At 58.5% G+C, this 13,775-nt stretch carries 10 protein-coding genes; 4 read left to right on the top strand and 6 right to left on the bottom strand.

Annotated elements, in window-relative coordinates:
* Window positions 1-31: 31 nt before the first annotated feature.
* Window positions 32-1,429 carry a class II fumarate hydratase gene (fumC, locus tag AC6I7A_RS08930; RefSeq protein WP_058958387.1) on the bottom strand — a complete coding sequence of 466 codons (1,398 nt, stop codon included), beginning with the start codon at window positions 1,427-1,429 and terminating at the stop codon, window positions 32-34.
* A gap of 197 nt (window positions 1,430-1,626) precedes the next feature.
* Here fumC and manA point away from each other — a divergent pair, with 197 nt between their 5' ends.
* The 3 genes from manA to add all read left to right on the top strand — a co-directional run bounded on the left by manA (window position 1,627) and on the right by add (window position 5,618).
* Window positions 1,627-2,802 (top strand): mannose-6-phosphate isomerase, encoded by a 1,176-nt coding sequence (gene manA / locus AC6I7A_RS08925; protein WP_058958388.1) that lies wholly within the window; start codon window positions 1,627-1,629, stop codon window positions 2,800-2,802.
* 131 nt (window positions 2,803-2,933) lie between these two features.
* Window positions 2,934-4,433: a YdgA family protein gene (locus tag AC6I7A_RS08920; protein ID WP_058958389.1), complete on the top strand. Its 1,500-nt coding sequence runs from the start codon at window positions 2,934-2,936 to the stop codon at window positions 4,431-4,433.
* 189 nt (window positions 4,434-4,622) lie between these two features.
* A complete protein-coding gene (gene add / locus AC6I7A_RS08915; protein WP_046101778.1) occupies window positions 4,623-5,618 on the top strand; it encodes an adenosine deaminase in 996 nt (331 codons plus the stop codon).
* Window positions 5,619-5,911: 293 nt separating this feature from the next.
* Here add and AC6I7A_RS08910 read toward each other — a convergent pair whose 3' ends face one another.
* From AC6I7A_RS08910 to AC6I7A_RS08890, 5 genes are all read right to left on the bottom strand, one after another.
* Complete coding sequence (locus AC6I7A_RS08910) at window positions 5,912-6,958, bottom strand: oxidoreductase (protein ID WP_058958390.1); 1,047 nt, start codon at window positions 6,956-6,958, stop codon at window positions 5,912-5,914.
* Between the two features lie 79 nt (window positions 6,959-7,037).
* Window positions 7,038-7,955, bottom strand: coding sequence for an arabinose operon transcriptional regulator AraC (araC, locus tag AC6I7A_RS08905; protein ID WP_009090320.1), 918 nt, complete (start codon window positions 7,953-7,955; stop codon window positions 7,038-7,040).
* A gap of 76 nt (window positions 7,956-8,031) precedes the next feature.
* Window positions 8,032-9,015 (bottom strand): L-arabinose ABC transporter permease AraH, encoded by a 984-nt coding sequence (araH, locus tag AC6I7A_RS08900; RefSeq protein WP_009090322.1) that lies wholly within the window; start codon window positions 9,013-9,015, stop codon window positions 8,032-8,034.
* Between the two features lie 12 nt (window positions 9,016-9,027).
* Window positions 9,028-10,548 (bottom strand): L-arabinose ABC transporter ATP-binding protein AraG, encoded by a 1,521-nt coding sequence (gene araG / locus AC6I7A_RS08895; RefSeq protein WP_058958391.1) that lies wholly within the window; start codon window positions 10,546-10,548, stop codon window positions 9,028-9,030.
* Window positions 10,549-10,647: 99 nt separating this feature from the next.
* Window positions 10,648-11,631, bottom strand: a complete 984-nt coding sequence (locus AC6I7A_RS08890; protein WP_009090326.1) for an arabinose ABC transporter substrate-binding protein — start codon at window positions 11,629-11,631, stop codon at window positions 10,648-10,650.
* 365 nt (window positions 11,632-11,996) lie between these two features.
* Here AC6I7A_RS08890 and AC6I7A_RS08885 point away from each other — a divergent pair, with 365 nt between their 5' ends.
* Window positions 11,997-13,700: a ribulokinase gene (locus AC6I7A_RS08885; protein WP_058958392.1), complete on the top strand. Its 1,704-nt coding sequence runs from the start codon at window positions 11,997-11,999 to the stop codon at window positions 13,698-13,700.
* Window positions 13,701-13,775 lie beyond the last annotated feature (75 nt).

Genomic DNA, 13,775 nt, shown 5'->3' with positions numbered 1-13,775 from the left:
CCGGAACGAACCGGCCTCATCGCGCATCACGTTACGACTTCATGCTGCCAACCATCTCTTCCGGCCGCACCCAGGCGTCAAACTCCTCTTCGGTGAGATAGCCGAGCTTCAGCGCTGAGCCTTTCAGGGTCAGCCCCTCTTTATGCGCCTTTTTGGCAATTTCGGCCGCTTTGTCATACCCGATATGGGTATTGAGCGCGGTCACCAGCATCAGTGACTCGTTAAGCAGCTGATCGATTCGCTCGCGCACCGGTTCAATGCCGATCGCACAGTGATGGTTGAAGCTGTCCATGCCATCCGCCAGCAGGCGAATCGACTGCAGGAAGTTATGGATAACCATCGGACGGAAAACGTTCAGCTCGAAGTTACCGGATGCGCCGCCCATGTTGATCGCGACGTCATTCCCCATCACCTGACAGCAGAGCATGGTCATCGCTTCGCACTGCGTCGGGTTCACTTTGCCCGGCATAATTGAGCTGCCAGGTTCATTTTCCGGAATAGCGATTTCACCGATGCCGCAGCGCGGGCCGGATGAGAGCCAGCGAACGTCGTTGGCGATTTTCATCAGGGACGCGGCCAGACCTTTCAGCGCGCCGTGCGCATGCACCAGCGCATCACAGGTGGCCAGTGCCTCAAACTTGTTAGGGGCCGTAACAAACGGCTGCTGCGTCAGTTCGGCCAGCGCCTTCGCCACGCGCACCGCATATTCCGGGTGCGTGTTGAGGCCAGTGCCGACGGCGGTTCCGCCCAGCGCCAGTTCTGCCACGTGCGGAATGCTCTGCTCGATATGCTTCAGGTTGTGCTCCAGCATCGCTACCCAGCCCGAGATCTCCTGCCCCAGGGTCAGCGGCGTGGCATCCTGCAGATGGGTACGGCCAATCTTAACGATATCTTTGAAGGCATCGGACTTCTGGCTCAGGGTAGCTTTCAGCACGTGGATCTGCGGGATCAGCTGTTCACGCAGGGCGATCACGGCGGCAACGTGCATGGCGGTCGGGAAAACGTCGTTGGAGCTCTGGCTCTTGTTCACATCATCATTGGGATGGACCAGGCGCGACATCCCCCGCTCCCCGCCGAGGATCTCACTGGCGCGGTTCGCCAGCACTTCATTCATGTTCATATTGGTCTGGGTGCCGGACCCGGTCTGCCAGATTGCCAGCGGGAACTCCTCGGCATGTTTGTCAGCCAGCACCTCATCTGCCGCGCTGACAATCGCGTCCGCGCGGTCAGCAGGCAGCAGCCCCAGATCCCGGTTAACGCTTGCCGCGGCGCGCTTGGTCAGCGCCAGAGCATGAACCAGTGCCGTCGGCATCTTTTCTGTTGAAATGCGAAAGTGTTCCAGCGAGCGCTGCGTCTGCGCGCCCCACAGTTTGTCTGCCGGTACGTCGATGGGACCCATTGAATCTTTCTCAATGCGGTTGGCTGCCATGAATACGTCTCCTTAGCTTTGGTTTTAAAAATGACCGCCCGGCCGCGCTTCGCATCTGGCACCAGGGCGTTCAGGATAGTAATACACAATAATTTAACATTATCAGAGCTTAGCGTCCTTTTGCGCTGGATATGTATTTTTACCGGCGGTTTCTGCTTTAATACCGGCAATCATTTCGCGTGAGAAAGGGTTAAACGATGCAAAAAATGAACAACTCGCTGCAGAATTACGCGTGGGGCAGTAAAACGGCGCTGACGGCGCTCTACGGTATCGCGAATCCTGAAGGTCTGCCGATGGCGGAACTCTGGATGGGTGCACACCCTAAAAGCCCCTCTGCCGTCATGGATCAGGGCCGCGAACGTTCGCTGCGCGACGTGATTGATGCTGCGCCTGACGCCATGCTGGGCGAGGCGGTGGCACAGCGTTTTGGTGAGTTACCCTTCCTGTTCAAGGTGCTGTGCGCCGACCAGCCGCTCTCCATTCAGGTTCATCCCAGCAAACACGCCGCGGAAGCGGGCTTCGCCCGTGAGAATACGGCGGGTATTCCACTGACGGCCGCCGAGCGCAATTACAAAGATGCTAACCATAAGCCGGAGCTGGTCTATGCGCTGACCCCGTTTCAGGCGATGAACGGTTTTCGTCCGATGACGGAGATGGTTTCCCTGCTGGAGCCGGTGGCGGGCGCACATCCGCAGATTGCCCACTTCCTGCAGCATCCCGACAGGGAGACGCTGGCCACCCTCTTCCGGACGCTGCTCTCTCTGGAGGGGGACGCCAAATCGCTGGCGCTGGGCGTGCTGAAATCCGCACTTGACGCTCAACAGGGTGAGCCCTGGCAGACCATCCGCGTTATCGCGGCGGAATATCCGGACGACAGCGGACTGTTTTCCCCGCTGCTGCTGAATGTGATTACCCTGCAGCCGGGCGAAGCGATGTTCCTCTATGCTGAAACTCCGCATGCCTATCTTAACGGCGTGGCGCTGGAGGTGATGGCGAACTCGGATAACGTTTTACGCGCCGGGTTGACCCCGAAATATATTGATATTGCTGAGCTGATGGCGAACCTGAAATTTGAGGAGAAGCCTGCCAGCGCGCTACTGACCCAGCCGGTGCAGCAGGGTAACGCGCTGCGCTTCCCAATCCCGGTGGAAGATTTTGCCTTTGCCATTCATACCCTGTGTACAGAACCGCAGCCGCTGGCGCAGCAGAGCGCCGCGGTGCTGTTCTGTATTGAAGGTCAGGCCGTGATCGCCAGCGAGGCGCAGCAGCTGACCCTGAAGCCGGGCGAATCATGCTTTATTGCGGCCAGCGAATCGCCGGTTACGGTCGCCGGAACAGGCCGGCTGGCACGGGTATTTAACGAGTTAGGGTGAAGCGGCTGACGGCATCGCGGTTAACTGCTATTATTTCAATCTATTAGCGCTAAACGCCTGCGGGCGTTTTTCTTCGGTCGTCGGGGTTAACCTGCGGCATAAGCGGACTCAAGGATAAGGACGAATCAGCAATGAAAAAGACCAATGTTGCCGTAGGTGTCATCATCGCACTGGGCGTGATCTGGACAGGCGCGGCATGGTTCACCGGCAAGCAAATCGAAAGTCACAGGGATGAGCTGGTACAGAATGCCAATGCTCAGCTGAATGCTTATGCCCCAAACAGCCGACTGAAGATCAGCTATCAGGATTACCAGCGCGGCGTGTTCAGCAGCAAAGTAAACCTGGTGGTGCAGGCTGACTCGCAGACGGAAGATAATCCCCTGCTGAAGCCGGGTCAGAGCGTTATCCTGAATGAAACCATCGACCATGGCCCCTTCCCGTTCGCTCAGCTTAAGCATTTCAACCTGATCCCAAGCATGGCGTCGGTGCATACCGAACTGGCTAACACCGATGCGGTGAAGAAGCTGTTTGAGCTGACCGGCAATAAGTCGCTGATTAATGCAGACACCCGCATTGGCTACAGCGGTGCCACCGATACGGCGCTGCGCATACTGCCCGTGGATTATCAGAATGCACAAACCGGTGAGCGTCTGGCGACCAATGGCGGAACCTTTAATGTCAGCGCGGACAACAAAGGCGATAAAGTCTCGCTGGACAGTGACGTCGATAGCCTGGCACTGACCACGAAAAATGAGATGGGCCAGCCGGTTCTGTTTACCGTCAATGGACTGAAACTGAGCGGGAATACGCATCTCAGCCCGGAAGGCGTACGGATTGGTGACCAGGCGGTGGATATTGAGAAGGTCAATGCCAGCATCAACGGTCAGGACGCTCTGACGCTTCACAGGATGAAAGGCAGCTCCTCTTTCGATAACAGCAACGGCAAGATTGGCGGCAATATCGACTATAAAGTGGAAAGCGTGCAGCTTCAGAAGCAGGACTTTGGTCAGGCGGCGCTGAAGATGAAGCTGTCACAGTTTGATGCGCAGGCGGTGAAAGCCTTCTCCGATAGTTACAATGCGCAGATGCAGACGTTGCTGAATCAGCCGGGGATTACCGAGGACCCGATGCGTTATCAGGCGGGCGTCCATCAGATTCTGATGAGCAATCTGCCCCTGCTGCTGAAGGGCTCGCCTTCTGTCAGCATCGCGCCACTGAGCTGGAAAAATGATAAAGGCGAGAGCACCTTTAACCTGACGGCGAATTTCAACGATCCGTCGACCGTGACCGGCGAAGCGCAGAGTCTCAGCGCGATGGTGGATCGGGTGCTGAAAACCCTGGACAGCAAGCTGACCATCAATATGCCAATGGCGACCGAAACCATGCATAAAGTCGGTCTGGCCGAAGGTTATCAGGCGGATGACGCGCAGAAGCTGGCCGATCAGCAGGTGAAAGGTCTGGCAGCCATGGGGCAGATGTTCCGTCTTACGCAGCAGCAGGATAACAATATCGTGACCAGCCTGCAGTACGCTAACGGCCAGGTGAACATGAACGGCGATAAGATGACGCTGGAACAGTTCCTCTCCCGCTATATGCTGGGCATGCCAACCAGCGAAGGGATGCCCCAGTAATTTTCTGAGCCCCTCTGAGGCGACCTTCGGGTCGCCTTTTTTATGCCTGAAGGCCGCGGCCCCCCTGTTTAACGCCGGTAGTGCGTAATTAAGCAGCATCCGGCGCCGCTGTTGCGCAAATAACTGGCGTGGTTGCGCAAGATATTTTTATAATGCTCTGCACTTCACCGACAACTCAGCGAGTGCGCCATGATCGATTCTAAAATTCCTCTGACTGACATTCATCGCCACCTTGATGGCAACATTCGTGCACAAACCATTCTCGATTTAGGCCGCCAGTTTAACCTTGCCCTGCCCGCCTCAACGCTGGAGACCCTGCGCCCGCATGTGCAGGTTGGCGAGAATGAACCCGATCTGGTGAGCTTTCTGCAAAAGCTCGACTGGGGCGTGAAAGTGCTGGGCGACCTGGATGCCTGCCGCCGGATTGCGCAGGAGAATGTGGAAGATGCAGCCCGTGCGGGCATTCATTATGCGGAACTGCGCTTCTCGCCAGGCTATATGGCGATGACCCACAATCTGCCGATTGCCGGCGTGGTTGAAGCGGTGATCGACGGCGTGCGTGCAGGCCGTCAGCAGCATGATGTTGATGTGCGCCTGATTGGCATCATGAGCCGCACTTTTGGCGAAGAGGCCTGCCTGAGTGAACTGGATGGTCTGCTGGCCCATCGCGATCACATCACGGCGGTCGATCTGGCGGGTGATGAGCTGGGCTTCCCGGGCAGTGAGTTTCTGAGCCACTTTAATCAGGCGCGCGACGCCGGTTTCCGCGTCACGGTGCATGCCGGTGAAGCGGCCGGCCCGGAGAGCATCTGGCAGGCGATTCGAGAGCTGGGCGCGGAGCGTATCGGCCACGGCGTGAAAGCCATTGAAGATCGCGCGCTGATGGATTTCCTCGCGGAGCATCATATCGGCATTGAATCCTGCCTGACCTCCAATATTCAGACCAGCACCGTGTCGTCACTGGCACAGCATCCGCTGAAGACGTTCCTGGAGCATGGCATTCTGGCGACCATCAACACCGATGACCCGGCGGTTCAGGGGATCGAGCTCGCCCACGAGTATCATCATGCCGCCCCGGCAGCGGGACTGAGCGCCGCACAGATCCGTCAGGCGCAGGAAAACGGTCTGACGATTGCGTTCCTCAGCGAAGCAGAGAAAGCGGCTATCCGCGCCCGCGTGCAGTAATCTACCTGTGAGCCATAAATAACGGGCGGAAATCCGGCCCGTTATTTTGCTGCCATCCCTCCACTCCCGGAAAATATGACAAACACGTACAGGCTTAACGCGCAGGAAACAGGGTCAGAGGAGGAAAGCGTCCCGCGCCAGGACGGCGCGGGCCGAGCGAGCCAGGGATGGCGGCTTTTGCGACTTTCCGATCTGCCCCTGTTCCCTGCGCTGTCTCGATCTTACAGTTGCACCCGCTAACAAAACGGGCCGGAAATCCGGCCCGTTTTCAGTGCTGCGTCACACGCTGCGGATCAGACGCGCTTCAGCGACATCGTCTGGCGCTTCTCGGCGGATTGCAGACCCAGTTCGATCAACTCCATCACCTGAATCGCCTCTTCCGCGGTGACCGGATTGTTTCCGCGTCCGGCGATTGCATCCCGGATGCCCGCATAATAGGCCGGATAATTTCCCGGCTGAGTCAGCTGGGTGGTTTCCGTCAGAGCATCGCCCTTAACCAGCGTCAGGGTGCCATCGCGCATGTCGTAGCCCCAATCCTCCTGTGGCGGGAAGTTCCCCGACTTCAGACGATCTTCCTGCGGGTCCAGACCATATTTGATGTAACTGCCTTGCGTGCCGTGAACGGTATAGCGGGCGGATTCCGCTGCCACCAGCATGCTGGCGTGTAACACCACCCGACGCTGCGGATAGGTCAGCGTGGCGTGGAAGTAGTCTGTGGTCTGCGCGCCCGGACGCATCTCCGCCAGGTCAACGTTGATGGCGACCGGCGGACCAAACAGCTGCAGCGCCTGATCCAGCAGGTGCGGCCCCAGGTCATACCAGATGCCGCTGCCTGCGCCTTTCATTTCGCGCCAGCGGTTGCGCACTTCCAGACGGAAGCGGTCAAAGTGTGACTCGAAGTAGCGCACCTCGCCCAGCGTGCCTGCCTCAAGCAGGGATTTCAGCGTCAGAAAGTCGCTGTCCCAGCGGCGGTTGTGGAACACGGAGAGCAGCAGCCCTTTGGCTTTCGCCAGCGCATCCAGCTCACGCGCCTGTGACAACGTCACGGTAAAGGGCTTATCGACGACGACATGCTTACCGGCATTCAGCGCCGCTTTCGCCAGTGGAAAATGCGTGTCGTTCGGGGTGGGAATCACAATTAACTGCAGGGTCGGGTCGTCCAGCAGCGCCTGAGGATCGGACACGACCTGAACGGCGGGCCAGTCGGCGTGGACTTTGCTGGCGTCGCTACTGGAGATGGCGGCCAGCTCAACGTCCGGCGTTCCCGCGATCAGCGGGGCGTGAAACGTTTTACTGGCAAAGCCGTAGCCGATCAGACCAACACGTAATTTATCGCTCATTTTGGTTCCTCGTTGTCGCTAACCTGATTGATTTAAGACCATTAACCAGGTGAGAACAAGGCGGAATTCCCCGAAAAAACTAAGAGATAGCACTTCGGGCCAGCGGCCAGGCGGTCTGGGCGGCCAGGCTGTCGTGTGCATCCTGATTGCGACGGCGGAAATCGCTGGGACTGACGCCGACCCGCTTGCGGAATACCCGGGAGAAGTAAAGCTGGTCGTCGTAGCCCACTTCACGGCCGACCGAAGCGATTGGCTCTTGGGTGGTCTGCAGCAGCAGTTTTGCACGGATGACCCGCTGATCTTCACGCCAGCGCAGCAGGTTAACGCCCATCTGCTCGCGGAACAGGTGCGCCAGCCGCGACGGTGACAGACAGACGTGGCGCGCCACCTCCTCTATCCTGACCTCGCTGGCGAGATGGTTGGTGACATACTGGCAGGCTTCAATGACGCGCGGATCGCGGATTAACTGATGGCTGCGCGGATCTTCTTCTACCGCACGCAGCAGCAGCCGTTCCAGCAGGTTCATCGCCAGCTCTTCAGCAAAGCGGCGGCCGGAGTTATGTGTCTGTTCGATACTGGCAAACAGGCGGTCGAACTCACCGCGCAGCGATTCCGGCAGCAGCAGGCGGCCGACGCCCTCCTGCTCATCCTGCCAGCGCAGCCAGTCGTGCCAGTAGGCGCGAGGACGGAAGTAAACCCAGCGATGGAACCACTGCGGGCTGTCCGGCGCGCGGCCATAATAGTGGGCGGTCTTAGGCTGAAACAGCAGCATTTCGCCGGGCTCGCAGTCAAAGGCCCGCTCGCCATCAAACACCCGCCCTTTTCCTTTAATGGTGAGATTCAGAATGTAACCTTTCATGCCGTGCGGGCGATCGATAAAGAAGTCGAGCGGTCCTTCTGCGGTGATGGGCGTCAGCCCTGCCACCAGCCAGGCATTGAATGAATAGCCGGGCAACAGGGGGTTTTGCTGCCCGGCCGGTAATTCGCGGTGATACATAGCGTCCTCACTCAGTCTGTTATTGTTCAGATAGCCCGCAGCGGCGTCAGCGTCTGCGGGCCAACGGCTCGCGCAATCAGGCTTTTTTCTGTTTGTAACGGTCGAATATCACCGCAGCTAACAGTATCAGACCGCGCACCACATACTGTGAGAATGGCGAGATATTCAGTAAATTCATCGCATTCTCAACGGTGCCCAGGATCAGGACGCCCGCCACCACGTAGGAGATTTTCCCGATGCCGCCCTTCAGCGATACGCCACCCAGAACACAGGCGGAGATCACCACCAGCTCATAGCCGATGGAGGTCATGGGCTGGCCGCTGGTCATACGCGACGCCAGGATGATGCCCGCCGCCGCCGACACCAGGCCGGAGAGAACAAAGATGATGATGCGGGTCCGCACTACCGGCACACCCGCCAGCCGCGCCGCCTCTTCATTGCCACCGATCGCCAGGGTGTTGCGACCAAAGGTGGTTTTGTTGAGCAGGAAGCCGAAGATCAGCATCGTGGCCAGGGTCAGCCAGATCGGGGCCGGCACGCCAAACCAGTTCGCAAAGCCCAGTTCAAAGAAGCGCTCATCTTCAATGCCGACCGCCTTGCCGTCAGAGAAGATGTAGGCCAGACCGCGCACGATCTGCATGGTGGCCAGCGTGGTGATCAGCGCATTGATTTTAAGACGGGCAATCACAAAACCGTTGATAAAGCCGGTGATCATGCCGAGCACCAGACCGGCGGCAACGCCAATCCACAGGCTTTCGGTCATGTTGATCACTACTGCGGTAACCACACCTGCGCAGGCGATCACCGAGGCGACCGAGAGATCAAAATCGCCGGAAGCCAGGCAGAAGAGCATGCCGCAGGCGACCATGCCCGACATCGACATCGCCAGGCCCAGGCCTTTCATATTGATAAACGAGCCGAAGTTCGGCACAAAAATCGCACAGACAATAAACAGCAGTGCAAATACCACCAGCATGCCGAAGTTGTCCCAGATGCGACCTAACTGCAGGCCGCCGCGTGATGCAGGCTGCGGCGTATTTGAGGTCGTGGATGAAGCCATGATGATCTCCTGTCAGGCCACGGCGGCCGCTTGAGTGGTTTTGGGCATGGCCAGGCTCAGCGTCTGCTGCTCCGTGGCGTCGTCGTGCAGCAGTTCACCGGCGATAGCACCTTCGCGCATCACCACAATCCGGTCGGCCAGGCCCATCACCTCCGGCAGGTCACTGGAGGCGAACAGCACCGCAATGCCCCGGTTCGCCAGCTGATAAATCAGGTTGTAGATTTCATGCTTGGCGCCGACATCGATACCGCGCGTCGGCTCATCGAGCAGGATCACTTTCATCTCCTCGGAGAGCCAGCGCCCCAGGATCGCCTTCTGCTGGTTCCCGCCGGAAAGGTTCATGATCAGCTGATCGGCGCTGGGCGTTTTAATGTTGAGTGAGCGGATATGGCTGTCGGCGTTTTTGCTTTCCCAGCCATTTTTAATCAGGCACCCGGCGGTCAGGTTGTGGCGACGGGCGCTGATGTTGATGTTGTCACGCACCGAGTGCACCGGGATGATGCCTTCGGCTTTGCGATCTTCCGGACAGAGCATGATCCCCGCCCGGATGGCGTCGATCGGCTCGCGCAGCGGCAGCGGTTTGCCATCCAGGATCACCTGACCCCCGCGCAGACGGGTGCCGCCAAACAAGCCTTTCAGCAGTTCGCTGCGTCCCGCGCCGACCAGACCAAACAGCCCGACAATTTCCCCGGCATGGACTTTCAGTGAAATCGGTGTCCGCACGCCCTTCGCTTCGACCCGATCCAGCTCCAGCCGCACCGCCCCCACAGGCCGTGGCGCATAGCCATAGATATCGCCAAGGTTACGGCCCACCATCGCCTGCACCAGATCGTCGTGATGGGTATTGGCCATATCCGTAAAGGTGCGCACATACCGGCCATCTTTGAAGACGGTGATGGCGTCGCTGAGGGCAAAAATTTCCTCCATGCGATGCGATACATAGAGCACCACCCGGCCCTCCTGGCGGAGCTGGCGGATGACGCGGAACAGGTTGTCGATTTCACGCGCCGACAGTGAACTGGTCGGCTCATCAAAGGCGATAATGCGCGCGTTGCGCGCCAGCGCTTTGGCAATCTCCACCATCTGCCACTGTCCCAGCGACAGATATTTCAGCGGCATATCGGGGTCGATATCCATGCCGAGGTTTTTCAGTTGCAGGCCGGCTTCATAACGCATCAGCCGGCGGTTGACCAGCCCATGTTTGTGCGGGATCTGACCGAGATAGATGTTCTCCGCCACGCTCATTTCCGGCACCAGATGGAGCTCCTGGTAAATAATGGCCACGCCCGCATCCAGCGCATCGGTAGTGCGCTGAAAGTTCATCGGCTGGCCTTTGATCCGAATCTCACCGCCGCTCGGCTGATAACTGCCGCTGAGTATTTTTAACAGCGTCGATTTGCCTGCGCCGTTCTCGCCCATCAGCGCATGGACTTCACCGCCCCGGCAGTCGAAGGAGATATCCTGCAGCGCTTTCACGCCAGGAAAGGTTTTACTGATGCCATGAAACGACAGAAAAGCTGAATCAGTGTTCATGTTTATCCTCACTCTTGCACGTCGCCGGCCTGTGCGGGCGGGCGACGTGAAGCAGGCTATGCAGGATGCCAGGCGGCGAAACGCCTGGCAGGCTCAGGGTTACATCAGTCCTTTTTTCGCCAGTTCAGTTTTGAAGTTGTCACGGGTGATCAGCACCACATCGGTGACCTCAGTGAATTTCGCCGGCTCTTCGCCTTTGCTCACCCAGTTGTAGAGCATCTGACTGCTCTTATAACCATGGATATCCGGGCTTGGCAGCAGCGAGCCGTAGAAGCCGGTCGCTTTGTCTTTCGACAGTTCACTGACCGCATCCACGCCGTTGATACCGATGCCGATGACGTCAGCCGCTTTAAAGCCCTGACCTTCCGTCGCGCGCACGCCGCCCAGCACGGTGTTGTCGTTCATGCCAACAATCAGCCAGTGTTTGACTTCAGGGTGCTGCACCAACAGGGAGTTACCGGCGTCAAAGGCGCCAGGAATGTCGTTGGATTTGGTCGGAACCTGATAGATCTGAGCGGCCGGGAAGCCCGCAGCTTTGATGGCGTCCATCGATCCACCGGTACGACGGCGTGCGGTATCCAGTTCGTTGGCAGTAATCGCCATCACGCCGGTGGTTTTCACATCCCAGCCGCGCTTCTGCATCTCTTTATAAAGCTCCTGCCCCTGACGCTCGCCGATTTTGGTGGCGGCCATCATCACCAGCGGCACGGTATCCATCGGTTTGCCTTTGGCGGTCACAAACTGATCGTCTACGGCAATGACTTTCAGGCCGTAGCCCCGCGCTTTCGCCATGATGGCGGAGCCCAGCTTGGGATCGGGCGTACAGATAACGAAGCCTTTCGCGCCGTTTGCGGCAAGGCTGTCGATAGCATTCAGGGTTTTTTCACCATCCGGGACGGCAATTTTGATGACGTCGAAGCCGAGATCTTTGCCGGCTTTATCGGCAAATTTCCACTCCGTCTGGAACCAGGGTTCTTCTGGTTGCTTGACTAAAAAACCCAGCTTCATGGTCTCGGCGATAGCGGATTGTGACATAACCGCTGCCAGGCCGATGGCCGCGAATGCTTTAGTGAATTTATGCATGATGCTCTCCGGTACCAGGTTATTTTTCGCTGCTCATAACGAATCGGTGTAAGCGCTACCAGTTGGTCTTGTTTTGAGGGTACAGCCATAAATCAGTGCGTTAGGTTGCTATGTGTTGTCAGCCTGTCCAGACGCTGGGCTAGTTTTAGCGGTATTGGCGGAGAAAAATGTAGAGCGGTATCACATCTTAAAATCACGACAAAATGATCCATATATTCAGCAAATTTAACCGGAGCTTAACTTTTGCAATGGATCACAAAATCACTGCCGATGGCAGGAAAGTGCATATTGTCAGCCAGCCATGACTAACTGTTCCGGCGCGCCGAACCCAGGATACAGGAGTTAACTAACTACAGGAGATTCCGATGCGTGCTGGAGCCATCACCCTTGGGCTGGACTTTGGTAGTGATTCGGTGCGTGCGCTGGCCGTCGATTGTCACAGCGGCAGCGAGCTGCAGAGTGCGGTGTGCAGCTACCCGCGCTGGCAGCAGGGTCTGTACAGCGATCCGCACACCAACCGTTTTCGTCACCATCCACAGGATTACATCGACGCCATGGAGCAGGCGCTGCTCGGCGTACTGAACGCCCTGAGCGAAGATCAGCGCAACGCTGTCGTCGGCATTGGCGTCGACAGCACCGGTTCGACCCCGGCGCCCATCGATCGCGACGGCAATGTACTGGCGCTGCGCCCGGAGTTCGCTGACAACCCCAACGCGATGTTTGTGCTGTGGAAAGATCACACTGCAATAGAAGAAGCGGAAGAGATCAATCAGCTCTGTCACAGCGGCCGTTTCACGGATTACAGCCGCTATATCGGCGGCATCTACTCCTCTGAATGGTTCTGGGCAAAGATTCTGCACGTGTCGCGGGAAGATGCGGCGGTGCGTGATGCGGCGGTCTCCTGGGTGGAGCTGTGCGACTGGGTGCCTGCCCTGTTAAGCGGCACGACCGCGCCCGACAGACTGCGCCGTGGCCGCTGCGCAGCCGGCCATAAAGCCCTGTGGCATGGCGACTGGAACGGCCTGCCGGATGTCGATTTCCTTAACGCGCTGGACCCGCTGTTAACGCAACAGCTGGACTCGCCTCTCTTCACTGAGACCTGGACCGCCGATCTGCCGGTCGGCACGCTCAGCCCGGAATGGGCGCAGCGTCTGGGGCTGACGCAGACCGTCACGCTCTCCGGTGGCGCGTTTGACTGCCATATGGGCGCGGTCGGAGGCGGTGCCAGACCTTACACCCTGGTGAAAGTGATCGGCACATCAACCTGCGACATCCTGATCGCTGACAGCGAAAAGGTCGGCGATCGCGATATCAAAGGCATCTGTGGTCAGGTGGATGGCAGCGTGATACCGGGAGCGATTGGGCTGGAGGCGGGTCAGTCCGCCTTTGGCGATATCTACGCCTGGTTCAGCCGGTTACTGGGCTGGCCGCTGCAACAGGCGGCTGAGCGTCATCCTGAGCTGAAACCTCAGCTGGCGGAGATGCAAAAGAGTCTGATTAAAGATCTGACCGATGCCTGGGCTGCTAATCCGCAGCTCGGCCATCTGCCGGTGGTGCTGGACTGGTTCAACGGTCGCCGCACGCCGAATGCCAATCAGCGCCTGAAAGGGGTGATTACCGATCTGAATCTGGGTACCGATGCCCCGGCGCTGTTTGGCGGTCTGGTCGCGGCGACGGCATTTGGTGCGCGCGCCATTATGGAGTGCTTCGAGCAGCAGCAGATCCCCGTCGAGAGCATTCTGACGCTGGGCGGCATCGCGCGCAAATCCCCGGCGATTATGCAGGCCTGCTGTGACGTGATGAACCGGCCACTGGATATTGTCGCCTCTGATGAGTGCTGTGCGCTGGGTGCGGCCATTTTCGCCGCCGTCGCTGCCGGAGTTCACGCCAGCGTTGCCGAGGCGCAGCAGGTGATGGCCAGCCCGATCGCCGTCACGCTGCAACCCGATCCGGCGCGTGTCGCCCGCTATCAGCAACTCTATCAACGCTATCAACAATGGTGCGTGACGGCTGAACCGCACTACGCCGCCCGCCCCGCTTCCGCTACGAGCCTGGACCAGCAGGCGTAATTGTTGCAGGCAGTCTGTACCCGGACAGCGCGGAACAAGCAGGCGTACACGGAGTACGTGAGGATTACTCGCTCT

Source organism: Type-F symbiont of Plautia stali (assembly GCF_059731105.1).
The sequence above is the reverse complement of the archived record's forward strand: the minus strand, read 5'-3'. Positions and strand labels throughout refer to the sequence as shown.

What these genes read in the sequence shown, in the direction of transcription:
- fumC (WP_058958387.1), bottom strand. Translation starts at nt 1,429, where the DNA reads ATGGCAGCCAACCGCATTGAGAAAGATTCAATGGGTCCCATCGACGTA.
- manA (WP_058958388.1), top strand. Translation starts at nt 1,627, where the DNA reads ATGCAAAAAATGAACAACTCGCTGCAGAATTACGCGTGGGGCAGTAAA.
- AC6I7A_RS08920 (WP_058958389.1), top strand. Translation starts at nt 2,934, where the DNA reads ATGAAAAAGACCAATGTTGCCGTAGGTGTCATCATCGCACTGGGCGTG.
- add (WP_046101778.1), top strand. Translation starts at nt 4,623, where the DNA reads ATGATCGATTCTAAAATTCCTCTGACTGACATTCATCGCCACCTTGAT.
- AC6I7A_RS08910 (WP_058958390.1), bottom strand. Translation starts at nt 6,958, where the DNA reads ATGAGCGATAAATTACGTGTTGGTCTGATCGGCTACGGCTTTGCCAGT.
- araC (WP_009090320.1), bottom strand. Translation starts at nt 7,955, where the DNA reads ATGTATCACCGCGAATTACCGGCCGGGCAGCAAAACCCCCTGTTGCCC.
- araH (WP_009090322.1), bottom strand. Translation starts at nt 9,015, where the DNA reads ATGGCTTCATCCACGACCTCAAATACGCCGCAGCCTGCATCACGCGGC.
- araG (WP_058958391.1), bottom strand. Translation starts at nt 10,548, where the DNA reads ATGAACACTGATTCAGCTTTTCTGTCGTTTCATGGCATCAGTAAAACC.
- AC6I7A_RS08890 (WP_009090326.1), bottom strand. Translation starts at nt 11,631, where the DNA reads ATGCATAAATTCACTAAAGCATTCGCGGCCATCGGCCTGGCAGCGGTT.
- AC6I7A_RS08885 (WP_058958392.1), top strand. Translation starts at nt 11,997, where the DNA reads ATGCGTGCTGGAGCCATCACCCTTGGGCTGGACTTTGGTAGTGATTCG.